The sequence below is a fragment of the Massilia sp. NBRC 108631 genome, assembly GCF_059704565.1.
Map to the genome: position 1 here is coordinate 1 of NZ_BAAKJE010000107.1, position 24,598 is coordinate 24,598.

The following is a 24,598-nucleotide window of genomic DNA, read 5'->3' on the forward strand; positions in this document are numbered from 1 at the left end:
CGCCCGCCGGCGCGGCCCGCCGGCGTCCACCCCGCTTAGAATGGCGGCTGGAACCAGGTGCGCATCAGCCAGACCAAGAGCTGCAAGCCGTCCGCTGGGAACCACATCTAACAAGGAGAGAGCAGTTGAAACGTACTATGCTGAGCACCCTGGTCATCGGCCTGATGGCAACCCAAGCAATCGCGCATGAGGGTGACCACCCCGCGCCGGCGGCCGCGCCGATTTCCGGCATCGACACCCAGTACATCGATGCCAGCGTGCGCGCCCAGGACGACTTTTTCACCCACCTGAACGGCGGCTGGCTGAAAGCCACCAAGATCCCGGACGACAAGGCCAGCTGGGGATCGTTCGCCAAGCTGCGCGACGACACGCTGCCGCAACTGCGCGGCCTGATCGAAGACACCCAGAAGACCAAGCACAAACAGGGCACCGAGGCGCAGAAGATCGCCGACCTGTACACCAGCTACATGAACGAGGCGGCGCTGGAAAAGCTCGGCACCAAGCCGCTGGCCGGTGAGCTGAGCGCCATTCGCGGCCTGAAGGACAAGAAAGCCCTGCCGGGCATGATCGCCCACCTGACCCGCCTCGGCGTATCGGTGCCGTACGGCGTCTACATCAGCCAGGACGCGCGCAACTCTACCCAGCACGCCGCCAGCATCGCGCAAAGCGGCCTGGGCCTGCCGGACCGCGACTACTACCTGAAGAAGGACGACGCCAAGCTGGCCGCCGTGCGCGACAAATATGTGGCCCACATCGAGCACACGCTGACCATGGCCGGCCACAAGAACGCCGCCGCCGACGCGAAAGCCATCATGGCGCTGGAAACCGCGCTGGCCGAAGTGCAGTGGACCAAGGTGGACAACCGCGACCCTGTCAAGCGCTACAACAAGACCGAGATCGCCAAGCTGGCCGAGCTGGCCCCGGGCTATGACTGGCAGGACGCCATGGGCAAGGCCGGCATCGCCACCAAGACCGACACCATCATCGTCAACCAGCCGAGCTACCTGGCCGGCTTCGCAAAGATCGCCGAAGCAACCGCGCTCGACACCTGGAAAGCCTACTTCGAGTGGCAGCTGCTGCGCGACGCTTCGCCTTACCTGAACAAGGCCTTCGCCGACGCCGACTTCGCCTTCTACAGCGGCGTCATCAACGGCGTGACGGTGCAGGAGCCGCGCTGGAAGAGCGGCGTGCGGGTGGTGGAAGGCGCCATCGGCGAAGGCTTGGGCAAGCTGTACGTGGCGCAGTACTTCCCGGCCGAGCGCAAGGCGCGCATGGAAGCGCTGGTGAAGAACCTGATGGTGGCCTATAAGGACAGCATCGACACCCTGGACTGGATGAGCCCGGAAACCAAGCGCGAAGCGCAAGCCAAGCTGGCCAAGTTCACCACCAAGATCGGCTACCCGAACAAGTGGCGCGACTACAGCGCGCTGACCATCGTGGCCGGCGACCTGGCCGGCAATATGCGCCGCGCCGCCGAGTTCGGCTACAAGCGCAACCTGGCCAAGCTGGGCGCGCCGGTGGACCGCGAGGAATGGGGCATGACGCCGCAGACCGTGAACGCCTACTACCGTTCCACCACCAACGAGATCGTGTTCCCGGCCGCCATCCTGCAGCCGCCGTTCTTCGACGCGCGCGCCGACGACGCGGTGAACTACGGCGGCATCGGCGCCGTCATCGGCCACGAGATCAGCCACGGCTTCGACGACAAGGGCAGCCAGTCCGACGGCGACGGCAACCTGCGCGACTGGTGGAGCGCCGCCGACCGCGCCAACTTCAAGGCCAAGGCCGACGCGCTGACCAAGCAGTACGACGGCTACAGCCCGCTGCCGGGCTACTACGTCAACGGCGCGCTGACCCTGGGCGAGAACATTGCCGACAATTCCGGCGTGGCGGTGGCCTACAAGGCCTACAAGCTGTCGCTGGGCGGCAAGCCGGCGCCGGTGATCGACCAGCTGACCGGCGAGCAGCGCTTCTACATGGGCTTCGGCCAGGTATGGCGCAGCAAGATGCGCGAAGAGGCGCAGATCAAGCAGGTCAAGACCGACCCGCACTCGCCGGGCCAGTTCCGCGCCAACGGCACCATGAAGAACCAGCCCGGCTTCTACGACGCCTTCGGCGTGAAGGCAGGCGATCCGATGTATCTGGCGCCTGAACAGCGCGTGATTATCTGGTAATGTGAAACGACAAAAAGGCCACTGCATGTGGCCTTTTTGTTATCAGCGCCGCGGCGCTGTGCTAGAGTGAAAAACCGGCCACGAGCCGGAACATAACCAGACAAACAATGAGAGGGAAGTAGCCCGTGAAACGACATCTGTTGAGTACCTTGACCCTGGCCCTGTTGGCCACCGCTGCGGCCGGCCACGCCGGCGCTGCCGGCGCCGCCAAGAGCCCCACCGGGGGCAAGCTGACGTCCGGCATCGCCGTTGAATATATCGACCCGTCCGTGCGCGCGCAGGACGACTTCTTCACCCACCTGAGCGGCAAGTGGCTGGCCACGACCGAGATCCCGGCCGACAAGTCCAACTGGGGCAGCTTCGCCAAGCTGCACGACGACATCCAGCCGCAGTTGCGCGCCATCATCGAGAACGCGGCCGCCAAGCAGAACGCCGGCGCGGACGAGCAGCGCATCGGCGCCTTCTACGCCAGCTACATGGACGAAGCCAAACTGGAACAGCTGGGCGCCGCGCCGCTGAGCGCTGAACTGGCCCGCATCGCCGCGCTGAGCGACAAGAAGCAGTTGCCCGCGCTGATCGCCCGCAACAACCAGACCGGCGCAGCCGCGCCGATCGACCTGGGCATCCACCAGGACAACAAGGACTCCACCAAGTACGTGGTCGACTTCGTGCAAAGCGGCCTGGGCCTGCCGGACCGCGACTACTACCTGAAAAAGGACGACGCCAAGCTGGCCGACACGCTGGCCAAGTATGAGCTGCACATCGCCAGGATGCTGACCCTGGCGGGCGACCAGGACGGCGCCGCCAAGGCCAGGGCCATCGTCGCGCTGGAAACCGAACTGGCCAAGATCCAGTGGAGCAAAGTCGAACTGCGCGACCCGGTCAAAGCCTACAACAAGGTCGAGATCGCCAAGCTGGGCGAACTGACCCCGGGCTACGACTGGAACGCCTATCTGGACGCGCTGAAAATCACCGGCAAGGTGAACTATGTCATCGTCAGCCAGCCGAGCTACCTGAAGGGCTTCAACGACCTGCTGGCGGCCACCCCGCTGGACACCTGGAAAGCCTACTTCCAGTGGCACGCGGTGCGCGCCAACGCGGCCTACCTGTCGAAGGCCTTTGTCGATGAAAACTTCGCCTTCTACGGCACCGTGCTGAGCGGCGCCAAGGAACAGCGTCCGCGCTGGAAGCGCGGCGTGGTGGCGGTCGAAGGCGCGCTGGGCGAGGCGGTGGGCAAAGTCTACGTCGAGCAACACTTCCCGGCCGAGCGCAAGGCGCGCATGGAAGCGCTGGTGAAGAACCTGCTGGTGTCGTACAAGCAAAGCATCGACAAGCTGGACTGGATGAGCCCGGCCACCAAGAAGCAGGCGCAAGCCAAGCTGGCCAAGTTCACCACCAAGATCGGCTACCCGAACAAATGGCGCGACTACTCCGCGCTGGTGGTCACGCGCGACGACCTGGTGGGCAACGTGCAGCGTTCGCGCCAGGCCGACTACAACAAGGAAATCAACAAGCTGGGCAAGCCGATCGACCGCGACGAATGGGGCATGACGCCGCAGACCGTAAACGCCTACTACAACCCGGAAATGAACGAGATCGTGTTCCCGGCCGCCATCCTGCAGCCGCCGTTCTTTGACGCCAGCGCGGACGACGCCGTCAACTACGGCGGCATCGGCGCGGTCATCGGCCACGAGATCAGCCATGGATTCGACGACCAGGGCGCCCAGTACGACGGCGACGGCAACCTGCGCGACTGGTGGAGCGCGGCCGACCACAAGAACTTCGAAGCCAAGACCAAGGCCCTGGTGGCGCAATACAGCGCCTTCAGCCCGCTGCCCGGCTACCACGTGAACGGCGAGCTGACCCTGGGCGAGAACATCGCCGACAATTCGGGTGTGGCGATCGCCTACAAGGCCTACAAGCTGTCGCTGAAGGGCAAGCCGGCGCCGGTGATCGACGGCCTGACGGGCGACCAGCGCTTCTTCATGGGTTTTGCGCAGGTGTGGCGCAGCAAGATGCGCGATCCTGAAATGATCAGCCGCATCAAGACCGACCCGCATTCGCCGGGCCAGTTCCGCGCCAACGGCACCATGCGCAACCAGCCGGGCTTCTACGACGCCTTCAAGGTCAAGCAGGGCGACAAGATGTACCTGGCTCCGAAAGAGCGCGTCATCATCTGGTAAGGACGTAAAAAAACCGCTCAGTTCAAACTGAGCGGTTTTTTTTATTGCGTAGGGCGGGCTAGCTACGCATCACCCGCCGGACCTCAGCCTCAGCCCTTGGGCGCCTCCGCCGGCGCCGCTGCCGGGGCAGCAGCAGGCGCCGCCGCCGGTACTGCCGGTTCCTTCAGCGAGCCGCCCGATTTGTTGGCCATGAACACCACCGCGCGTGCCACTTCGACGTCGTCCAGATCCGGGTTGCCGCCCTTGGCGGGCATGGCGCGCAGGCCTTCGATAGCGTGTTTCATGATCGTGTCGTAGCCCTGGGCCAGGCGGGCGCCCCAGGCGCCGTTGTCGCCCACTTTCGGGGCGCCTGCCACGCCGGCGCCATGGCAAGCCGCGCAGGTCGAGGTGTAGATGGCTTCGCCCGATTGCAGTACCTTGGGCGCGTTGGCGTCCTTCAGCGTGAAGCCCACATCGGCCACCGGCTGCAAGCGCGAGCTGATGGCCTCGGCGGACTGGCTTTCGGTGCCGGCGCCGGTCAGCTTGGTGGCGGTAACGAATTGCACCAGCAGGGCGATGCCCAGCACGGTGATGAGGAAGAAGCCGATCACTGCTGCTGCGAGCTGCTTGGGCGTTCTGATGGCGGATTCGTGGTTGTGTGCGTCGCTCATGATTTCCTTAATAACAAATTTCGAAACTTGCGTCGGCGTTACGTTATCGGTTTTGCATGCAGGTGAAGAAGCGCATTTGCTCGCCAAACGGGCGATTATAGTCTCAAAAGATTGCCTGTGGATGCAGAACGGTGCAAAAGCGACACTTTTCATGGACGCACAAGACGAAACCCGGTATCCTTCTGTCACCTCCGAAGTTCCCTCTACGCGGCTGTAGCTCAATGGATAGAGTATTGGCCTCCGAAGCCAAGGGTTGTGGGTTCGATCCCCGCCAGCCGCACCATAAAAATCAATGACTTAGGTGATTTTCCCGCCGCCATCTTTTTTGCCGGGACTACACCAGGGTTACACTCTGCGTTAAAAACCGTTAATGTTGTGATGACTTGGCCATATCTTGGGTCAATCGAAATTCCTGCTGTGCCTGTCCAGCGCCCTCGGCCGGCGAAACAAGTCCACCAGCCGCTTGGCGGCCAAAGCCGCAAGCTGTTTGCAGTGTGCCACTGGGCGGTGTCGCTATCGGTGCGCTCCGCCTTGGCGCCCGCGTGAGCTTAGCCAGGTACCCGGTGCGCCACTGCTGCGGCTGTGGTGAGCGTGGCGCGGACCTGCAGGCCGACGGAAGTCCGCAAAGGCACCGGCACCAATCCTGAGGTAAATGACCTGTCGGCAAGCGCCGACTCCAGGATGCCTGAGGCGGAGGCCATGGCGGCCGGCGCGCTCACCATGGAGGCCAGCCGGGCCATCATCGCGACCGGCCTTAAGGTAAACAGCCGCATTGCCCGCCGCTGCGCCATCGCTTCCGTGTGCGACATGGCGAGTGGCGGCGGTGCGGCGAGGAAGCCTAGTTGGCGCTGCGCCATGGTGCGCGCTTCGCGCAGCGCCTCCAGATAGCGTCCCGCTTCGCTGTTCGGACCTGTCCGCGGTTCGACCATCGGCAGGTAACGCTCCAGCAGCGCCAGTGTCGTTCGGAACCAACCGGTTGCCGGCTCAAGCGCCTCTGCCAGATCGGAGCGCCTGTCTGCGTTTGCCGGGACCGGCGCTTCGCGCCAATGCGGCACCTCCACAGTGAGGCAGAACGTGCCGCCCGGCGCGGTGTATCCGAAGCTCGACTGGCCGCCTGTCCATATGGCGGCGCGGCGCTCGGCCGGCACGCTCCGCAGCATCGCCGCGACGTCGAAGGTCTGGAAGACGCCGGGAGACAGCGCGGTCAGGCCGGCACCAAGCTCGCCCAGCGTGTCGAGCGGAATATCGAAGTCGGCCGCTTCGCGCGTGAGCTGCGCTGCCAGTTCATGGTGGGGATGGGACAGGATATGAAACGCGCCGCCATGCTCGGCGTTGTGCAGCGAGACCATCAAATCAGGCCGTGTCAGCGCAATGGCCTCCTGCCAGGCGTGGTTTTCCGGCGTCGAGCGTTCGAAATGCACATCGTCGACGGCCAGGGGAAAACTGTACTCGGCCTGCTCCTGCAAGGCCGGCCGGAAAAAGCCGCGCAGATAGGCGCCGACATCGTGCGGTGTGTCCAGCCATGCCTCGTTGCGCCGCAAGCCGTCCGGTTCGATCGAACGGATGAAGTGCCATGTGTAGCCGAGGTCCTTGCGCAGCCGCTCGTCGTGGCGCAGGCGGTCAATCAGGTATTCGGTCGTGAGGCAGCCGATGGCTTCGTTCGGGTGCGGCGTGCCCACCACCAGCGCGCTGCGTCGGGCGCTGCCGATCGAGATCAGCTCAATCGGCTGCCCTTCGCGGCTGGTGCCGATTTGGCGCACCTGCACGTTGGGATCCTGCAGCGCCGCCAGCGCGCGGGTCCGGGCCTGCATCTGGCGTACTGTTGGCAGGGCGCGATAGTCGGGGATCGATGAAATGATGTGCGAGACCATAATGACCCGTCAGAAATCGGTACGCAGCGAAACGCCCGCGGAGCGCGGTTTCGTCAGGTAGTAGTTGGTGTAGCCCGAGAGGGGGCCGCCCACGGCGGATACCACGCCCATGGTGTCGCCCGCGTTATGCACGAACAGGGTCAGCTCTGCCAGCGGCCAGGCCAGGCGCAGGCTCAGATCGACCTGCTTGTAGCCGCCGATTTGCACACTGCGCTCAAGGTCGTTATAGGAACGGCCGACGTAGCTGTGGACGACGCCTGCTGTGGCGCGCGCCCCGGCGGGTCCGTCGAAACGGTAGCTGAGTTCCGTCGCCGCCTGTTGGCGTGGCGTGGCCGGCAGCGGCGTGCCATTGCGGATCCATCGTTCGAACGGCGCGGCGCGCCCCGTGTCCAGATCGCCCAGCGTGTGCGCCTTGGTATAGGTGTAGCTGGGACGGACCATCAGGCCGGCGAGCGGCCGCCACGCCAGCAGCGCTTCGACACCGTCGACGCGGGCGCGGCCGATATTGGTCACATAAGGGAAGCGGTCGGTCGGGCGCACCAGCACGACCTGCACATCGCGCCAGTCTGAGCGGAACACGGCCAGGTCGAACTGGGTGGCGGATGGCGAGCCGTAACGCAGGCCTGCCTCCCACGTGCGCAGCTTGTCGCTGCGGAAGCTTGCGGGCGTTGGAAAGACCGGGTCGGCCGCAATGATGTTGTTGCCGCCGAAGCGGTAGCCGTCGGCCATCGACCCATAGAGCATCAGGTTGGCGGCATGCCGGTATTTCAAGCTGAGGCGCGGCGTATATCCGCTGTCGGAAGTGCTGTCGTTGCGCGGGTCGTCCGGCGTGCCGGCCAGCAGGCCGGTGGCGTTGATGGCGGAGCGCATCGAGGTGCGGTAGAAACGGGCGCCGATGCCGGCGCTGAATTTCTCGCCCAGCGTGGTTTCCGCTTCCGCGAAAACTGCAGCTTCGGTGGCGCGCGCTTGGTCCACTTCGCGGTAAATCCGGTCCGGCGCGGCGGTGGAAAACAGCCCGCCGACGCCTGCGCCGTAAACACGCTCGGCCAACTGGCGCGCGCCCGGTGCATGCACGCCGCCGTCCAGCGCGATGCGGAACTGCTGATAGAAGGCGCCGGCGACAACGCTGACCGGACCGGCTTCACGGCTGGCGATCCGCAGTTCCTGCGAGTTGGCGCGCGATCGATAGGACTGCGCAAACTGCATGTAGGGCGCCTGGGAGGCAAGCACGGGGCCGAAGCGCTGCGTGACATCGTTGCGGGCGTCGTACCGCTTTTCCAGCGTGGCAGTGGACGAGGTGACAAGGTAGTTTCCCAAGCCGTATTCCAGTACCAGATTGAGCATGGCGTTTTTGCTGGTGCGCGGCGATGCCGTCGGGGTGTTCGTTTTCAGCCTCGCGTTGTGCAGAGTGCTATAGCCGGCATCCGCGACATCGGTGCGCTGCTGCATGCCCAGCAGGGTTGCCTTGAATGTATCGCCCAGTTTGGCGGACCATCCGACGCGCAGCGCCTGCTGTTTCAGATCGTTGCTGCTGCTTGCGATGGGGTTGTCGATCGTGCCGCCATCCTTGCGCACGAAGCCTCCGATCCTGAGCGCAGTGGCGCCGTCGGGAGCCGCCCAGTTCGCGCTGACCCAGCCCTGGCGCGCCAGGGCGCCGTCGCCTGAGCCGACGGTGGCCATGGCCGTGGCGCTGGTGCCGCTGAAATCCGGCTTGGCCGGCACGTAGCGCAAAGCGCCGCCAAGCGAGGATGAACCATAAAGAACGCCTTGCGGACCGCGCATGACTTCGACGCGCTCCATGTCGAAGGGCGCCAGATCGGGCAGGCCGAGGCGGCCAAATGGATCGGTGAACGGCACATCGTCCACATAGACTCCCACCGTTCCCTGGGTGACCCCATTGGTGGGGGCGGTGAAGGTATTGATGCCGCGGATCGACAGTACGGCGGCATCCGGTTCGCCTTTGCTCAACTGGACGCCAGGCGTCAGCTTCAAATAGTCCTCGAATCCCGTGGCGCTCAGCTGTTCGAGCTGGCCACCGCTGACGGCGGTGACGGTGCCGGCGAGATCGCGCAGCCCTTGCGGGCGCTTGCCCGATACTTCGACAACCTGGATCTTGGCCTCCTGTGCGAGTGCCGCCGGCTGGCCGGCGAAACTACAGAGCAGGGCCGCTGCCGTCGAATGCAGGCAAAGGCCGGGGATGGGGCGGGTGAGCATGCTGGTCTCCTGGTTTTTATAAAAAGACCGGTTGGTCTGTTTTAAAAAAGACTAACAGGTCTTTTTTTGGGAGTCAAGAAATGGAGCCGCGTTGACGGCTGCATGCTGGTGTGACAAGATGCGCGCATGCCACGCCGCCCTCCTGAATACATGCTGCAAAAGCGCGCCGAAATCGTCGAGGCGACGATTGCCTGCCTGTCACGCGTGGGGGTGCTGAACACGACATTGAGCGACATCTGCGAAGCGGCGGCGATCAGCCGGGGCGCTTTGTATGTGCATTTCGAAAGCAAGGACGAGATTCTCGGGGCGGTGGTCGATCAGTTCAGCGCGGCAGGGCTGGTGCGGCTGCAGTTCGACAGCGCCGAGGCGCTGGTGGCGGTGCTGGAGCGGCACGTGGGAATGCTGACTTCAACCGAGTTTCGGATGGCGAGTCGTATCGAGCTCGAATTGATACTGGCCAGTTCCACCAGCGCGGGCCTCAAGGCGAAGCTGGAAAATGCGGCAAAGGATCGCTACAACCAGTTCTACGAAGGCTTGAAGAACTTGCGCAAGCAGGGAGCCACCTGTCCGGACATCGATTTGCATGGCGCGGCAACGGCCATCGACGCGTATTTGTCCGGTGTGATCCTCACGCATGCGATGGGCGGCGCGCGCCCGGCCAAAGAGCATCTCAAGGCGCTGGCACTGATTCTGAACGCAGTCGTTTCCAACAAAGGCTGAACTTCCTCCGGGCCGGTAACGGCGCGCGCCCTTGCTCGGCAAGGGTGTCAGCGCGCGGACTCCAGCATCCATCCGATGCTGCACGGGGCGGGCAGGCAATGGTATGCTAACTGGCCCCGGCAAACATAGCTCCCAAGGACAATGGCCACACCGAGTCACCCATCCATCACCCTGCAAGCCGAGTCCCTGTTCGCGCAAGGCCTGCAGTTTCACAGCCAGGGTGAGTTCGCCCAAGCCATGCAGACCTACGAGCAAGTGCTCAAACTGGCGCCCCGGCACTTCGAGGCGCTGCACCACGTGGGTATCGTGGCGTTCCAGACCGGAAATTACGAACTCGCCGCCGGTTTTATCCGCTCTGCGCTGGCCGTCGATCCGGGCCACGCCGGCGCGCACAGCAACCTGGGCAACGCGCTGCGCGAGATGCAGCACCTGGAAGACGCGCTGCGCAGCTACGGCCGCGCGCTCGAACTGACCGGCGGCGACGCCGATACCTGTTACAACCGTGGCGTGGCCTTGCAGGCCCTGCAGCGCAACGAGGAAGCACTGCACAGCTACGACCAGGCGCTGGCGCTCAATCCGGCCGACGACCAGGCCTGGACCAACCGCGCAGGCGTGCTCAGGCAACTGCAGCAGCTGGAGCCCGCGCTGCACAGCGTGGAGCAGGCGTTGGCCGTCAATCCCGGCAATCCCGAGGCTTACAACAGCGGCGCCGCCATTCTGCTGGCGATGGGGCAGGTGGACGAGGCCGAAGCATGCTGCCGGCGCGCGCTGGAGCTGGCGCCGGACTACGTGGACGCGCTGTGCAACTTGGCACGCCTGTGCCTGTCCCGCCTGGATTTCGAGCAGGCGCTGCAGTGCAGCAGCCGGGCGGTCGGCTTGGATCCCGGCCTGGCGCAAGCCTACAGCCTGCGCGCGCAAGCGCTGCGCGGACTGAACCGCAACGAGGAAGCGCAGCACGACAGTGCGGGCGCGGCAGCGCTGCGGCGTGAACGCGTGGCTGCCTATCGCCAGCTGGGCGCGCAGTTACAGCAGCAGGGCCGGCCGGAATCGGCGGCGCGCCTGTTCGCCGCCGCGCTGGAACTGGACCAGTCCGACGCCGGCCTGTGGCAGCTGCATGCGCGCATGCTCAACGCGGCGGCCCGGCGCGAGCAGGCGCTGGAGAGCATCGACCGCGCGCTGGCGCTGGCGCCGGAGAGTGCCGACTACCATGTAACCCGTGGCGCCATCCTGCGTGCCAGCCTGCGCTACGCGGAGGCGCAGCAATGCTACCAGACAGCGGTGCAGCTGGCGCCGCACCATCCGGGCGCCTACACCAACCTGGGCAGCCTGCTGGACCAGGTGGGCCAGGCCGGCCTGGCGATGCAGCACTATGAACGCGCCATCGCGCTCGATCCGCAGTGCGCGCTGGCGCACTGGAACCGCGCGCTGGTCCATTTGCGGCGCGGCGACTATGAACAAGGCTGGCGCGGCTACGAGTGGCGCTGGAAGGCTGAAACGCTGGGCGTGTACAAGGGCAAGCGCGACTTCCCTCAGCCGGCCTGGACCGGCAGCGAAGCGCTGGCGGGCAAGACCATCCTGCTGCATGCCGAACAGGGGCTGGGCGACGCCCTGCAATTCTGCCGCTACGCGGCGCTGGTGGCCGGGCGCGGCGCCACCGTCATCCTGGAAGCGAAGCGGCCGCTGGCCGCCTTGCTGGGCACCCTGGCGGGCGTCAGCCGCGTCGTCGTCAAGGGCGAGGCGCTGCCGCCGTTCGACTATCACATCCCGCTGATGAGCTTGCCGCTGGCGTTCGGCACCCGGCTCGACACGGTTCCGGCGGCAACGCCCTACCTGGCAAGCGATCCGGCCAGGGTGGCGCAATGGCAGGCGCTGCTCGGCCCGAAGGCCCGGCCGCGCGTCGGCGTGGTGTGGAGCGGCCACCCGGCCAACCCGAACGACCTCAACCGCAGCGTGCCGCTGGCGGTGTTCGCCCGGCTGTTCGCGGCGCCGTGCGAATTCATCAGCCTGCAGAAGGACGTCAAGCCTGCCGAGCAGGCGCTGCTGGATGCGGCGCCGGTACGGCAGCTGGCCGGCCTGCTGCAGGACTTCAGCGACACCGCCGCCCTGTGCCAGTTGATGGACGTGGTGGTCACGGTCGATACCAGCGTGGCCCATCTGGCGGGAGCGCTGGGCAAACCGGTCTGGATATTGCTGCAGACGCCGTTCGAATGGCGCTGGCTGGAGCAGGGCGCCGCCAGTCCGTGGTATCCGAGCGCGGTCCTGTACCGCCAGCCGCAGCGCGGCGCATGGGAGCCCGTGATGGATGCGGTGGCCGCTGATCTGGCCAGGCTGGCCGGGGCTGCCGCGCTGCCGGACGGGGAAAACTGAGCGGCTCAGGGCCGCTGTTTCCAGTTGCTTAGGGTCTGATCGAACTTGATGTGGTTGCGTTTGCCCATGATCACGTAGTCGTACTCCAGCCAGACCTGCGCCGGCAGGGCCTTCCCCGACGCATCGGACGTATAGCGGACCTTGAATGGCGCGCGCGGACCGAACGGCGCCGGCACCTCCAGCATGCCGTCCGCCTTCACCGGCGCGCCGCTGTCCGGTTTGACCCAGACCCGCATGCTGACGGGCAGGGTGCGCTTCAGCACATGCTGGGCGCGCACGTCGAACACGGCGAGAGTCTGGCCGTCCACTTGCTGGTCCGCCAGGCGCGTGACGTCGGACGCGTTCTCGAACAGGTGTTCCGGGTTGTTGGCGAAGTGGTTGGCCAGCGCCATGTCCAGTTTCGATGCCTTGTAGTCGCTGCTGTTGTCGGTCGCCTCGTCTTTCGCGGCGCGCACCGGCCGGCCGGTGATGTCGAAGCGCTGCAGCACGGTTTCATATCTACCCTCGCCGATGGCCGGCTCGCCGCCCGTGTCCACCTTGGTCGCGATGTTCTGCGCGATCAGGCCCTTGTTTTTCACCAGCAGCGCCTGGGAGCGTGCCCACAGCGCATCGTCGGCCTGGGCGGCGGCGTGTACCGCCAGCAGGCAGGTTGCGGCGCCGGCTGTGCGCCTGATCAAGTGCCTCATCGCGATCTCCATTGAAGAAAAGCATCATTCTATAATTGCAAAATAGATAATGCGCGCACGGTAGGCGTGATACCGAAATCGGTATAGATTCCTGCAATTTAGTTATTGGTATTGGATCGCGTAAAGCTCTAGCATGGAAGGCTCCAAAATAAGATTTTCAGGGGACGTTCCGTGGCTGCGCCTATTGTTTCTGTCAGTAATTCTTCCAAAGGGCAAGCGCCCGCAACGGCCAGTTACAAGTCGGCCATGTCGCTGCTGGCCAGCCTGTTCTTCACCTGGGGTTTCATCACCGTCATCAACAATACGCTGCTGCCCCATCTGCGCAGCGTGTTCGAATTGAACTACACGCAGACCACGCTGATCGAATCGGTCTGGTTCATCGCCTACTTCGTCGCGTCTATCCCTTCGGCGCGCCTGATCGAGCGCATCGGCTACAAGAAATCGCTGGTGGTGGGCTTGTCCATCATGGCGCTGGGCGCGCTGCTGATGATTCCGGCCGCGCGCCTGCCGTCCTACATCGTCACCCTGGTGGCGCTGTTCGTCATCGCCTGCGGCATCACCTTGCTGCAGGTGGCCGCCAACCCCTACGTGGCCGTGGTCGGCACGCCGCAGACCGCGTCCGCGCGCCTGAACCTGGTGCAGGCCTTCAATTCGCTGGGCACCATGTTCGCGCCGTTGTTCGGCGGCTACCTGATCCTGGGCCGCTCCAATTCCGGCACGGCGGACGCCGGCCATGTGCTGACCCAGGCCGAGCGCCTGGCCGACGCGCAGGCGGTGCAGCTGCCTTACCTGATCGTGGCCGGCGTGCTGATCGTGCTGGCGGTCATCATCGCGCGCTTCCCGCTGCCGGAGATGGGCGCCGCCAACAGCCGCGTGTCGAAAGCCGAGCGTGCTTCGCATTCGCTGTGGCGCCACCGCAACCTGGTGTTCGGCATCCCGGCCATCTTCATCTACCTGATTGCCGAAATCGGCGTGGCCAACCTGTTCATCAATTTCGTGTCGCAGCCGGACATCGGCAACGTCAGCCACGAGCGCGCCTCGCACTACCTGTTCCTGCTGTGGGGCGGCATGATGGTGGGCCGCTTCGTGGGCAGCGTGCTGATGCGCTCGATCGCCGCCGAGCACGTGCTGGCGGCGGCCAGCGTGGGCGCCTGCATCGTCATGCTGGTGGCCACCTTCAGCAGCGGCCCGGCCGCCATGTGGGCGCTGATCTCCGTCGGCCTGTTCCATTCCATCATGTTCCCCACCATTTTCACGCTCGGCATCAAGGGCCTGGGTCCGCTGACCGAGGAAGGCGCCGGCCTGCTGATCATGGCCATTGCCGGCGGCGCGCTGGTGGTGGTGCAGGGCTGGCTGGCCGACATCTACGGCCTGCAGATGTCCTTCCTGCTGACCGCCGCGTGCGAACTGTACGTGCTGTTCTACGCGCTGTGGGGCGCGCGCACGACTAATGCTTTCCCGGACACAGCTACCTAAAATTCCATTGTAAAATAGTTAATCGCGCGGCCGGTTGCCGCGCGATCGACTCAAATGGAATGCCATGAATCTGGATAAACTGTATTGCGCGGCCGGACTGGCCTTGTGTATGGCTGCGGCCCCGGCCCAGGCGCAGGACTGGCCCCGGCTGACGAATGGAAAACAGGTGGCCGAGTGCAAGGCTGCCTTGTGGCTGGCCACGCTGAGCCACAAGTCGGCCAGCGTCGTGCCGTGGACCCACCCGTACGCCATCCCGGACGATTTTCCCAGCGACCTGGTGCTCGGCCCCAAGAGCACCAGCCTCGCCCACGGCGACGTGCTGGAGTTTGACACCGACGTTTTCACGCAAGTGCCCCTCCCCGAATATAAGCCGCGCAGCATCTACTGGCAGACCGACGCCGTCAACGGCAAGCGGCTGGTGGTGGAGGAAGTGCCGCTCGGCTGGCAGGGCGACATGCACAGGGTGCGTGTGGTGGACCAGTACCTGACCGCCAAGGATTACCTGGGCACGGGCCTGGAAGAACGCAATGCCAGGCTGGGCAAGCCGTTCAGCGACGGCTGGCGCGCGCCGTTCGTGTTCAGGAAAAAGGGCGACAGCGCGCTGTGGATGATGTACATCGCCGAACCGGGCGGCTTCTCGGGCAACTGGAAGGTGTTCGTGCCGGCCGGGGGCACGCCGAAACTGGCGTGCGAAATCCAGTTCCGTCCGCAAGTGAAGCACGCGGTGCAGCTGTTGCCGCCGCCGGTGCGGAAACTGGCGGCGCTGCTGGACCGGACCCTGGGCAGCGGCAAGGGCGAAAGCTTCTGGCAGCCTACCGCCCGTGTGCGCGCCGCCGTGCAGCAGGCCTGGGCCAACGCCGCCCTGCGCCCCTGGGTGGCGGACACCCCCTACAACACGCGCGAAGAAGTGGACGAAAACCTGCTGGCCTGGTCGCAGCAGGGCAAGAAGAACAAGAAGCACGCCGCAGCCATCCGGGCCCAGTACGCGCCGGCCGAGCGCGCGCTGGCGCAGCATTATGCGCACCAGCTGCGCATGCCTGCGGACGAAGCGGCCGGCACCGCCAAGACCGTGCTGGACACCGCCTTCCGCATGTACTTCGTCATCAACAAGGAGCAGTACTAGGCAGTAACAGGCGCGCCTTCAATAGCTGACGTGATAATCCTTGGGGAACTTGCGCCCGGAGAAGGCTTTTTTCTGCGTCCAGTCCAGCGCCGGCGCGGTCCAGTAGCTGTCGCTTTCTGGCAGGCCCAGCGGCAGCAAGGTGGCGGAAGCGATGTACATGCTGCCGTTGTTGGAATACCAGTCGCCCAGCTCGGGCTGGTGGCCGACGAAGCCGATGGTCAGGTAGCCGTCCTTGGTGAAGTTGCTTGGCGCGGTCCACACCGCCTTGTGCACCGCGTGCAGCGCGGCGCGCACCTGGCCTTCCGGCAGCGAGGGCGGCAATTGCTTGCGCCAGGCCAGCAGGGCCAGCGGCTGGAAGGCGGCGGTGCGGTAGGTCAGCGAGCGGCCGATGGGCGGGTAGCTGCCGTCGGTGGCGATGAAGCGCTCCAGGTGCTCGCTGTAGCGCTGCATGCGCTTGACGGCCTGCGCCTGCAGTTCCTCCGGCTTGCCGTTCCAGAACGGGCCCTTGAACTTGGCCAGCACGTCCAGGATTTCCACCAGCATCGGGTACATCACGTAGGAATTGTAGTAGTCGAAGTGGAACGCTTCGCCATCCTTGATCCAGCCGTCGCCCACGTACCACTCGTTGATCTTGCGGATGGCCACGTTCATGCGCATCGGGTCGTATTCCTCGCCGATGGACATCAGCCACGCTTCGTTCATGGCGGCGAACAGCATCCAGTTGATGTAGGGCGGCTCGATCCGGCGCAGGCCCTTGATGGCGGCGATGATGCGCTGCTTGGTGGTGCTGTCGAGCGGTTCCCACAAGGTCTTGGGCGCGCGCATCAGGGCGTTGGTGTAGTAGGCCGAATCGACCAGCGTCTGGCCGGGGCCTTTCCACAGCAGGCAGTCCGGGCTGGCCGGGTCCACCGAGTGGACGTAGCTTTGCAGCGCCATTTGCTGCATGCGCTGGCGGTAGCGGCCTTCCTGCGTACCGTCGGCGGGCAGGGCCAGCCACGGCGCCACGCCGGCGATCAGGCGGCCGAAGCACTCCAGGTAGGCCACCTTGGAGTCGCGGCCGTCCCAGGTGGGACTCAGCTCGAGCGCGAATTTTTTGTGCAGCTGGCCCTGCGACATAGCCGACAGCACCGGGTCGGACATTTTTTGCAGCAGGCCGAGCAGGTAGGCGCGGTCGCCGCCCGCGGCCGCTGCCGTGGCGGCGGCCGCGCTGCCTGCGGCCAGCGTGCCGCTGGCGGTGATCAGTCCGCTCATCGCCGAACCAGCCGTGCCGGCCGCCAGCGTGCGCATGAAATTGCGTCGTTGCATGTGTTCTCCTAGTTGCCCGTGACGAGCTGGTCGCCGATATAGATACGGTATTGCTTGATGCGGCCGGTCACCTCGGCCGTGCCCTGGCGCGGCACGTAGCGCAGGCCTGCCACTTCCACCGCCTTGCCCAGGTCGATAATGATACGGTGCGGATGCGGCAGGCTGGCGGCCGCGCCGCTGTAGGCGGTGTGCCAGTAGTCGGTGTTCTGGCCGTTGATGGCGTTCAGCGCCGAACCGTCTTCCTTGCGCGCTTCCTCGCTGCTGGCGTAGGCGATGGTCCAGCTGGACTGGTTGAGCGGCTTGCCGGCCTGGTCCAGCAGGGCGATTTCGGCCACCGCCGCGTAGCGCTTGCCGTCGAAGGCGTTCAGCGACTCCAGGCAGAACTGGCGGCCGCTGGCGGGCGCGGCGAACATCACGTCCTGGGTGGCCGGGCCGGGCGCGAATTCGGCCGCGTGCACCGGCACCACGCCGTCCAGCTGCAGCCTGGCGGTGCTGGGCGGACGCGCCAGGTCGAGTTCGGGGCGCAGCCGGTCCAGCACCGGCATGGCCAGGCCGGCGATGCGCGCGCTGCGCGGGCCGGTCAGGTCCAGCACCACCACTTCGTTGCGGCCGCGCTTGATCCACGGGCCGGGCAGGTACATGGTCTGCGTCGGGCCGATGCTCCAGTAGCGGCCCAGGCAGCGGCCGTTGATCCACACGATGCCCTGGCCCCAGCCGGCCATGTCGAGGAAGGTGTCGCCGCTCTGCGTCGCGTCGAAGCTGCCGCGCCAGAACGCCGGGCCTTGCGCGCGGCCGCGTTTCCATTGCAGCGGCGGCAACGCGCCGTCGGCGTCGAAATCGATGGCGCGGATGGTCCAGTTCTCCACCGCCTGCGGCGGCCCTGCGCCGTCCTTGGGCGTGAAGGTGACCGGGCCGTGCAAGCCCTTGCGGTCGTGGATCTCCACGCCGAAGTTCACGCGCGCGATGGTGTACAGCAGGATGTCGACCGTGACCGGCTTGCTGCGCGCGGCCAGCGCCACCTTGAAGCGGCGGTGGCGCGTGTCCATGGTGCCCACCTGCTTGCCGTCGACGTACATCCAGGCCAGGTCGCGCACCTTGGCCGCCGCCAGCGTGCCGGCCGGGCCGGCCGGCAGCGTCACGCGGTAGGCCACCAGGCCGCGGCTGATGTCGTACTGCTCGATCGGCTTGGGCGACACGTCGCCGATGGTGCGCGGCGGCAGGTTGGCCATCACGGCGGCCGTCTCCTGCAAGGCGAACGGCGGGATGGTGATGACCGGCATGCGCGCGGGCGCGTCCGGCAGCGTTTCGCCGGCCGGCAGCAGTGGCGCGATGCCGTCGCGGTAGGCCTTGAACTTGTCGCCGGTCCAGCCCGCCTCGCCGATGGGCGCGTCGTAGTCGTAGCTGGTGGTGTCGGGGCGGAAGGGGCGGTCGCAGCCGCCCCACAGGCCGAAGGTGGTGCCGCCGTGCGCCATGTACAGGCTGAAGGAGCCGTTGGCCTTCAGCATGGCCTGGATGTCGGCCACCGCCTTGTCGGCCGAGCCGCGCCGGTGCGGCGCGCCCCAGGTGTCGAACCAGCCGGAATAGTACTCGCCGCACATCAGCGGGCCGCGCTGCACCTTGGCCAGTTCCTTGAAGCCGGTGGCCGGATCGCTGCCGAAGTTGGCCACCGAGAACAGCTCGGGGATGTGCGATTTCACCACCGCGTTGGTGGGGTTGCACTGGAACAGCGGCACGTCGAAGCGCGCCTCCAGCAGGGCCTGGCGCATCGCGCGCATATAGTCCAGGTCTTCGCCGAAGAAACCGTATTCATTCTCCACCTGCACCATCAGGATGGGGCCGCCCTGCGTCGCCTGCATCGGCGCCAGCACGCGGCCGACTTCGCGCAGCCAGCGCCGCGCCGGCTGCACGTAGGCCTCGTCGCGGGTGCGCAGGAAGGCGTCACCGGGCTGCTTCAGCAGCCACCACGGCAGGCCGCCCATTTCCCATTCGGCGCAGGCGTACGGACCGGGTCGCAGGATCACCCACAGCCCGGCCTGCTGCGCCAGGCGGCAGAACTCGGCCGCGTCGCGCTGGCCGCGCCAGTCGTATTGTCCTTCGCGCCATTCGTGATAGTTCCAGAACAGGTAGGCGCACACCGTGTTCAAGCCCATGGCCTTGATGGCCTGCAGGCGGTGCTTCCAGTATTCGCGCGGCACGCGGGCGAAATGCATTTCGCCGCAGCGGATCTGGACCGGTTTGCCGTCGAGCAGGAAGTCGTCCTGGCCGATGGCGAAGCGCGCGGCAGGCCCGGAGGCGGGGACCTGTGCGCCGGCAGAAAAAGGCAGCAGCGCGCTGGCTGCTGCAACCGCCGCACCTTGCAGGTGCCGGCGGCGAGAGAACTTGGTCGTCATCGATTAATCCAGGGTGTGCTGGTCGAGGAAACGCGCCAGCTCGGCGGCCGCCAGCAGGAAGGCGCCCACGCCGAACGAGGCGGTGGAGTTCTTGTCCACCACCTGGCCGGGAATGGCGCGCTCGCCGATCGGCTGCACATAGCCCAGCTTGCCGTCCGCCTGCAGCGCGGTCTTGCTCAGGAATTGCCAGCTGCGCCTGACCACCGGCGCATACTCGGCCCGCTCCAGCAGGCCGTGGTTCATGCCCCACAGGTAGGCGTAGGTGAAGAAGGCGGTGCCGCTGGTCTCCGGGCCGGGCGCGTGCGCCGGGTCGAGCAGGCTGCGGGTCCAGTAGCCTTCCGGCCGCTGCGCCGCCTTCAGGGCCTGCGCCATGCGCTGGAAGCGCGCCACGAACAGCGGACGGCAGCGGTGGCCGGCGGGCAGGTCGGCCAGCGCTTTGGCCAGGCCGGCGAACACCCAGCCGTCGCCGCGCGCCCAGAAGTCCTTGCCGCCGTTGCTGCTCTTGTGCCTGGGGTAGATGTACTTGGCGTCGCGGTAGTACAGGCCGGCGTCGGCGTCGTACATCAACTGGTCGGCGAACTGGAAGTAGTCGTACAGCTTGTCGAGGTAGCGCTGGTCGCCGGTCACCTTGTACAGCTTGGTCATCACCGGCATCACCATGTACAGGCCGTCGGCCCACCACCAGTAATCGTCATTGGGCGTACTGAGCTGGTATTCCATCACCTCGCGCGCGCGGGCGATCTTGCGCGGGTCTTTGGCCGGGTCCAGGTTGTACAGGTCGACATAGGTCTGGAAGCACACTTGCCAGTCGCCGAACAGCACATGCTCGTTGGTTTCGCCGTAGGTGTATTTCCACGCCGCTTTCACGTCGGAGCGCGCCGAGCTCCACTGGTTGTGTTCGGCCCATGCGGTGGAATATTGGCGGTAGCGTTCGTCACCGGTGAGGAAGTAGGCTTCCATGTTGCCGGTGTGGTAGGCGGCCACGTCCCAGAACGACCACAGCGCGGGCGAATTGCTGCGCTGCCAGTAGTCGTTGGCCAGGCGCAGGGAAGCCAGCACGTCGGATCGGGTTACGGCGGCGGAGCTTGCCACGCCGCCCAAGGTGCAGCCTGCGGAGATCGCCGCCACGCTGGCCAGCGCCGCCTTCAAACAAAGTCGTCTTCTCATCATGTTCTTGATCCTTGCGTGGATGGGGTCAGAAAGCCGGTGTCCATTGCAGCACCCGCACCGGGGAAGGAGCGGCCTTGGCCACGCCTTCGCCGTCGATCTGCTGCACGGTTTGCAAATACAAGTTCAGTTCGCCGCTGCGCTGCCACAGTTCGGTGTCGAAACTGGGCTCCCAGGCGCCCACGGAGGCGCTGTCGAGGTCGAGTACGCGCCACTGCGCCTTGCCGAAGTCCGCGATGCGCACCGCCGACACCTTGCTGCCGCGTTCGGCATCGCGGAAGATCAGCAGGCCGGACGGTTGCTCGCGCTGGATGTTGACCATGATCTGCGGGCGCGCGATGGGAATGGCCTTGGTGCCCACGCCGCTCAGCGAGAACGGCTGCTTGCGAAAGTCCAGGTCCAGCCGCCGCCAGGCGCCGCCGCCCAGGTAGACCACGCGGTACTGCGGCACCGGCGAGGCCGCGTCGCGCCAGTAGGTGGCGATGTAGGGATTGCCCTGCCGGTCGGCGGACATCGACGTTTGGTTGATCAGCTCGCTGTTTTGCGGGATGCGTGCTGCGTACTCGGCGGTGGCTGCCGTAATCGGCAGCGTGTAGCGCTCGCCGGTCGACTTTTCCCATGTCAGGCCGCCGTCGCGCGAGCGGGCGTAGGCCAGGTCGTGGTTGCTGGCCACGTCCGGCGTTTCGCGCCACACCCAGGACAGGTGCAGCGTGCCAAGGTGGTCGAGAAAGGCCTGCGTGTAGGCGCTGCGCTGGCCTTCGCCGCTGATCAGCTTGCTGTGCAGCCGGCTCCAGCGGGGACCATCGGCTGCGGCCGGATCGTAGCGGTTCATCACCAGGTCGCCGCGCCCGGAGCCGCCGTCGCGGTACAGGAACAGCAGCTTGCCGTCCGGCTGGCGGTAGAACTCGGGGTAGGAGACCGACTTTTCCTGCGTGCCCGTCATCGGCATGGTGTCCGACATGGCCAGCGCGCCGGGACGCACGCTGCGCGCGTAGCGCAGCGGCTGGTTGTGCAGGTCCCAGGCCAGGTGCAGGAAGCCGGCCCCGTCCACCATCAGGCTGATGCTGTTGTGGGCGTCGCGCACATTGCCCTGGTACTGGCTGCGCTGCAGTTCCCACGCGGCGCCGCCCAGCTTGCGCTTGCCCAGCACCACGTAGGCGTCCTTGTCGTAGAAGGCGATGTACTGCGTGTCGCCGTGCGTGACGAGGGCGTTTTTACGGAACACCACCGCATTGACCGAGTTGCCTGCCCAGCCCGGCGCCACATCGACGATGCGGACCTGGTCCGCCGCGCGCTCCGGGGTCTCCGGCGGCGCATGCGACTGGCCTGCGGCGGCCGCGAAGCTGAGTGTGGCGAACGCGGCGAGGCGGGCGATCATGGTCATGGGTGGTTTCCGTTTCTGCTCTTTACAGCTTGCCGCGAATGCCGATCTTGATGGTGCGGCCGTCGTACTTGGCGTAGTCCATGCGGCTCTTCTTGCCGCTGCCGAACTGGCCGGAGGCGTCTTCGAAGTAATCGTAGCTCAGCGTGTTGGACAGGTTCATCGCGTCAATGCGCAGTTCCAGCATGTCATTGATCTTGTAGCTGATGTTGCCGTCCAGGTAGCCGCGCGCGGCGCGCCAGCGGATCAGGTCGTCACCCAGGTTGCGCGGGTTGTCGCCGTGCAGCGAGCGGCCCTTGTAGTTGTACGACAGGCGCACCGCCAGCGGGCCGTTTTCGTAGTAGGCCGTGGTGCTGTAGGCGTACTTCGGCACCGAGTTGACCTGGATCTCCTTGCCCGCATTGGTGATCCACTTGGCGCTGTTGAACGGATCGATGTGGGTGTAGCTGGCCAGCGCGCCGAAGCCCTTGAACGGTTCCGGCAGGAAGGTGAAGGCTTGCTGGTAAGCCAGCTCGTAGCCCTTCAGCGTCTGCTGGCCGGCGTTGGTGAAGCTGCGCAAGGTCATCGGCAGGTTGGGGTCGACCCGGCCTTGCGCGTTCTGGAAGATCGCGCCCAGCGCCGTGTCCGGCAAGCCCAGCGCGCCGAAGGTGGTGTTGCTGGTGTTGGCCACGGTGGCGTCGGTCAGGTCCTTCTTGAAGTAGGCGGCCGACAGCAGGCTGCCCGGCTGGAAGTACCACTCCAGGCTGGTGTCCATGTTCTTCGACTGCTGCGGACGCAGGCCGGGGTTGCCGGCGGTGGCCGTGTTGTCGAACGGATTCGGGATCACGGTCTGCGCGGCGATGATGGACAGCGAAGCGCGGCTGATGGTCTTGCCCCAGGAGGCGCGCCACATCAGGTTGTCCGTCACGTCGAAGGCGGCGCTGAAGGCCGGCAGCAGGTTGTGGTAGGCGCCGGACTCCTGGTTCGGCGCATAGGTCAGGCTGGCGCCCTGCTGCTTGAAGTTGTCGATCTGGGTCTCGGTGCGCGAGTAGCGCACGCCGGCGTTGAAGCGCAGCTCGTGCTCCATCACCTTGCCGACGAAGTCGGACTGCACGAAGCCGGTGGTCACTTTCTCGCCCGCAGTGAAGCTTTGCGCCGGCGTGAAGGTCGATTCCACGTTGTTGGCCAGCGGATCGAAGGTGGAGTAGGCGTAGTCGCGCGTGAACGTGCCCCATGCGCTCGGCCAGCCGGCGCCCATGTCCAGGTTGCCGATCGGCAGCTGCGTGGTCATGCCGCTGCGGATGCCGGCGGTGCCCAGCTGGTTCATCTTGGCCTTGGCCAGCGCGGTGCCGTTGCGCTTGTTGATGCCCTTGGTGGTGTCGACATAGCTGACGCCCGCCTTCAGGTGGCCCTTCCATTCGCCCGGCAGCTGGTAGTCCCAGTCGGCGATCAGGCGGCCCTGCTTGGCCTTGTCGGTTTCGCGGGTCCAGCCGGTGCCGATGTCGAAGCCCTGGTAGTTGTTCAGGTCGGTGTAGCTGGAGCTCGAGGACAGCGATGGATACACATGGTCGTCACCGTAGTCGATGGTGGAGGTCACGCCGAAGATCTGGCCGGACAGCGTGTCCTGGTAGCTCAGCGCCTTGCTGTTGTTGACGCTCAGCTGGCCGCTCAGCACCAGGGTGTCGCTGGCGGCCCAGCGCCCGTTCAGCGAGGTGTAGCCGAACTTGGTCTCGTCTTCGCTGTAGGTCACGCCGCTGCTGTACGAGGTGTTGCCGAAAGTGCCGGTCAGCAGGTTCGAGTCCGGGTCCACCTTCACGCTGATCGGCACGAAGCCGTTGTGGCCGGCCTGGCCGGCGGGCGCGGCGCGGTTGGTGGTCTTGCTGTTGCGCACCAGCAGGCCGAAGTACATTTCGTCGCGCGTATTCTTCAGCTTGGAGTACAAGGTGTCCAGGCTCAGGTTCAGGCCGCCGCTCTTGTACTGCAGGGACGACACCAGGCCGTCGCGGGTGCGGTCGTTGGCCGAACCGTAGAAGCGGTAGATGCGCGGCAGCAGCGCATTGTCGACCTGGGAGCGCGTCAGGCCGCCCAGGTTGGCGCGCGGATCGTCGTAGTCCAGCGTGACGGCGAAGTTGCCCTTGACCGGACTCTGGCTGCCGCGCGCCGAGCTGTTGTAGCCGCCGGTGGCTTCGAAGCCGGAGCGGTTGTTTACGCTGGACGAGTGCGCTGCGCCGATCAGGAAGCCGACGTCGTTCCAGGTGTTGGAATACAGCGCGAAGCCGCTCGGGTCGGCTTTCTTGGACATGGTGTTGTAGGACTCGGACAGCGCGTAGCGCACGGTGCGCTTCGGATTGTCGAAGGGGCGCGGCGTCTGCAGGTCGACGATGCCGCCCAAGCCGCCTTCGGTCAGCTCGGCCAGCGGCGACTTGTAGAAATCCACCCGGCCGAACAGTTCGGAGGCGAACACGTCGTAGTTGAAGCCGCGCGCGGCCGAACCGATGGTGCTGGTGGAGGTGGTGTTGACCGGCGCGCCGTTCAGCGTGGTCACCGAGTACTCGGTGGGCAGGCCGCGGATGGAAATGCGCTGGCCCTCGGCCGAGCTTTCGTCGCGGTTCAGGATTACGCCCGGGACCCGCTGTAGCGATTCGGCCACATTGGCCTCGGGGAATTTGCCGATGTCTTCAGCCACGATGGAATCGCGCACGCCGATGGCTTGCATCTTCAGGTTCAGCGCTTTTTGCAGGCTGGAACGGAAACCGGTGACCACCACCGTGGCGACTTCCGGCGTGGCGGCGGGCGCCTGCGCTTGTGCGGCCGTGGCGTCCTGCGCCATGGCAGTGCCCCCGTAAGCGGCGGCCAGGGCCGCCGGCAGCAGCGCGGCCAAAATCTTCTTATTCATGTGCTCCTCCAAGTGA

The 24,598-nt window shown here is 65.8% G+C and carries 15 protein-coding genes and 1 tRNA gene; 7 read left to right on the top strand and 9 right to left on the bottom strand.

Translation table 11 applies throughout. The features are described 5' to 3' along the window. Positions 1–137: 137 nt before the first annotated feature. Together AC6H42_RS12500 and AC6H42_RS12505 are read left to right on the top strand one after the other, a co-directional pair. Entirely contained in the window at positions 138–2,174 is a 2,037-nt protein-coding gene (locus AC6H42_RS12500; RefSeq protein WP_200954125.1) for a M13 family metallopeptidase, read from the top strand. Between the two features lie 125 nt (positions 2,175–2,299). Further along, positions 2,300–4,357, top strand: a complete 2,058-nt coding sequence (locus tag AC6H42_RS12505) for a M13 family metallopeptidase (RefSeq protein ID WP_497548172.1) — start codon at positions 2,300–2,302, stop codon at positions 4,355–4,357. 89 nt (positions 4,358–4,446) lie between these two features. Here AC6H42_RS12505 and AC6H42_RS12510 read toward each other — a convergent pair whose 3' ends face one another. Beyond that, entirely contained in the window at positions 4,447–5,007 is a 561-nt protein-coding gene (locus AC6H42_RS12510; RefSeq protein WP_057158547.1) for a c-type cytochrome, read from the bottom strand. Between the two features lie 207 nt (positions 5,008–5,214). On the opposite strand from AC6H42_RS12510, the gene AC6H42_RS12515 reads away from it, so the two are divergent. Next, positions 5,215–5,290, top strand: a tRNA-Arg gene (locus AC6H42_RS12515). Between the two features lie 265 nt (positions 5,291–5,555). Here the strand turns inward: AC6H42_RS12515 and AC6H42_RS12520 are convergent. Then, on the bottom strand, positions 5,556–6,878 hold the full coding sequence (locus AC6H42_RS12520) for a M14 family zinc carboxypeptidase (protein WP_497548173.1): 1,323 nt from the start codon (positions 6,876–6,878) through the stop codon (positions 5,556–5,558). Positions 6,879–6,887: 9 nt separating this feature from the next. Beyond that, positions 6,888–9,092: a TonB-dependent receptor gene (locus AC6H42_RS12525; protein ID WP_497548174.1), complete on the bottom strand. Its 2,205-nt coding sequence runs from the start codon at positions 9,090–9,092 to the stop codon at positions 6,888–6,890. Positions 9,093–9,218: 126 nt separating this feature from the next. On the opposite strand from AC6H42_RS12525, the gene AC6H42_RS12530 reads away from it, so the two are divergent. Together AC6H42_RS12530 and AC6H42_RS12535 are read left to right on the top strand one after the other, a co-directional pair. Continuing rightward, on the top strand, positions 9,219–9,812 hold the full coding sequence (locus AC6H42_RS12530; RefSeq protein ID WP_497548175.1) for a TetR/AcrR family transcriptional regulator: 594 nt from the start codon (positions 9,219–9,221) through the stop codon (positions 9,810–9,812). A 141-nt stretch (positions 9,813–9,953) separates the two neighbouring features. Further along, positions 9,954–12,179 carry a tetratricopeptide repeat protein gene (locus AC6H42_RS12535; RefSeq protein ID WP_497548176.1) on the top strand — a complete coding sequence of 742 codons (2,226 nt, stop codon included), beginning with the start codon at positions 9,954–9,956 and terminating at the stop codon, positions 12,177–12,179. Positions 12,180–12,184: 5 nt separating this feature from the next. Here AC6H42_RS12535 and AC6H42_RS12540 read toward each other — a convergent pair whose 3' ends face one another. Continuing rightward, the gene (locus AC6H42_RS12540; protein WP_057158542.1) at positions 12,185–12,865 is read right to left on the bottom strand and encodes a hypothetical protein; all 681 of its coding nucleotides are present in this window, start codon (positions 12,863–12,865) and stop codon (positions 12,185–12,187) included. A gap of 246 nt (positions 12,866–13,111) precedes the next feature. On the opposite strand from AC6H42_RS12540, the gene AC6H42_RS12545 reads away from it, so the two are divergent. Together AC6H42_RS12545 and AC6H42_RS12550 are read left to right on the top strand one after the other, a co-directional pair. Further along, positions 13,112–14,341 carry a sugar MFS transporter gene (locus AC6H42_RS12545; RefSeq protein ID WP_497548177.1) on the top strand — a complete coding sequence of 410 codons (1,230 nt, stop codon included), beginning with the start codon at positions 13,112–13,114 and terminating at the stop codon, positions 14,339–14,341. Positions 14,342–14,405: 64 nt separating this feature from the next. Next, the gene (locus tag AC6H42_RS12550; protein WP_497548178.1) at positions 14,406–15,464 is read left to right on the top strand and encodes a hypothetical protein; all 1,059 of its coding nucleotides are present in this window, start codon (positions 14,406–14,408) and stop codon (positions 15,462–15,464) included. Between the two features lie 18 nt (positions 15,465–15,482). On the opposite strand, the gene AC6H42_RS12555 is transcribed toward AC6H42_RS12550, so the two are convergent. From AC6H42_RS12555 to AC6H42_RS12575, 5 genes are read right to left on the bottom strand one after another with little or no spacing between them, the layout of a single operon-like run. Further along, positions 15,483–16,769 (bottom strand): DUF2264 domain-containing protein, encoded by a 1,287-nt coding sequence (locus AC6H42_RS12555; RefSeq protein WP_057158540.1) that lies wholly within the window; start codon positions 16,767–16,769, stop codon positions 15,483–15,485. An 8-nt stretch (positions 16,770–16,777) separates the two neighbouring features. Beyond that, positions 16,778–19,159, bottom strand: a complete 2,382-nt coding sequence (locus tag AC6H42_RS12560; RefSeq protein WP_497548179.1) for a beta-galactosidase — start codon at positions 19,157–19,159, stop codon at positions 16,778–16,780. A 3-nt stretch (positions 19,160–19,162) separates the two neighbouring features. After that, positions 19,163–20,329 (bottom strand): glycoside hydrolase family 88/105 protein, encoded by a 1,167-nt coding sequence (locus AC6H42_RS12565; protein ID WP_057158538.1) that lies wholly within the window; start codon positions 20,327–20,329, stop codon positions 19,163–19,165. A gap of 25 nt (positions 20,330–20,354) precedes the next feature. Then, positions 20,355–21,710, bottom strand: a complete 1,356-nt coding sequence (locus AC6H42_RS12570; RefSeq protein ID WP_497548180.1) for a BNR repeat-containing protein — start codon at positions 21,708–21,710, stop codon at positions 20,355–20,357. A gap of 22 nt (positions 21,711–21,732) precedes the next feature. Continuing rightward, the gene (locus AC6H42_RS12575; RefSeq protein WP_497548181.1) at positions 21,733–24,582 is read right to left on the bottom strand and encodes a TonB-dependent receptor; all 2,850 of its coding nucleotides are present in this window, start codon (positions 24,580–24,582) and stop codon (positions 21,733–21,735) included. Between the last annotated feature and the right edge of the window lie 16 nt (positions 24,583–24,598).

Coding starts and splice junctions, on each gene's coding strand:
- AC6H42_RS12510 (WP_057158547.1), bottom strand. CDS start 5,007: ATGAGCGACGCACACAACCACGAATCCGCCATCAGAACGCCCAAGCAG.
- AC6H42_RS12550 (WP_497548178.1), top strand. CDS start 14,406: ATGAATCTGGATAAACTGTATTGCGCGGCCGGACTGGCCTTGTGTATG.
- AC6H42_RS12555 (WP_057158540.1), bottom strand. CDS start 16,769: ATGCAACGACGCAATTTCATGCGCACGCTGGCGGCCGGCACGGCTGGT.
- AC6H42_RS12530 (WP_497548175.1), top strand. CDS start 9,219: ATGCCACGCCGCCCTCCTGAATACATGCTGCAAAAGCGCGCCGAAATC.
- AC6H42_RS12575 (WP_497548181.1), bottom strand. CDS start 24,582: ATGAATAAGAAGATTTTGGCCGCGCTGCTGCCGGCGGCCCTGGCCGCC.
- AC6H42_RS12540 (WP_057158542.1), bottom strand. CDS start 12,865: ATGAGGCACTTGATCAGGCGCACAGCCGGCGCCGCAACCTGCCTGCTG.
- AC6H42_RS12565 (WP_057158538.1), bottom strand. CDS start 20,329: ATGATGAGAAGACGACTTTGTTTGAAGGCGGCGCTGGCCAGCGTGGCG.
- AC6H42_RS12545 (WP_497548177.1), top strand. CDS start 13,112: ATGTCGCTGCTGGCCAGCCTGTTCTTCACCTGGGGTTTCATCACCGTC.
- AC6H42_RS12535 (WP_497548176.1), top strand. CDS start 9,954: ATGGCCACACCGAGTCACCCATCCATCACCCTGCAAGCCGAGTCCCTG.
- AC6H42_RS12570 (WP_497548180.1), bottom strand. CDS start 21,710: ATGACCATGATCGCCCGCCTCGCCGCGTTCGCCACACTCAGCTTCGCG.
- AC6H42_RS12525 (WP_497548174.1), bottom strand. CDS start 9,092: ATGCTCACCCGCCCCATCCCCGGCCTTTGCCTGCATTCGACGGCAGCG.
- AC6H42_RS12500 (WP_200954125.1), top strand. CDS start 138: ATGCTGAGCACCCTGGTCATCGGCCTGATGGCAACCCAAGCAATCGCG.
- AC6H42_RS12520 (WP_497548173.1), bottom strand. CDS start 6,878: ATGGTCTCGCACATCATTTCATCGATCCCCGACTATCGCGCCCTGCCA.
- AC6H42_RS12560 (WP_497548179.1), bottom strand. CDS start 19,159: ATGACGACCAAGTTCTCTCGCCGCCGGCACCTGCAAGGTGCGGCGGTT.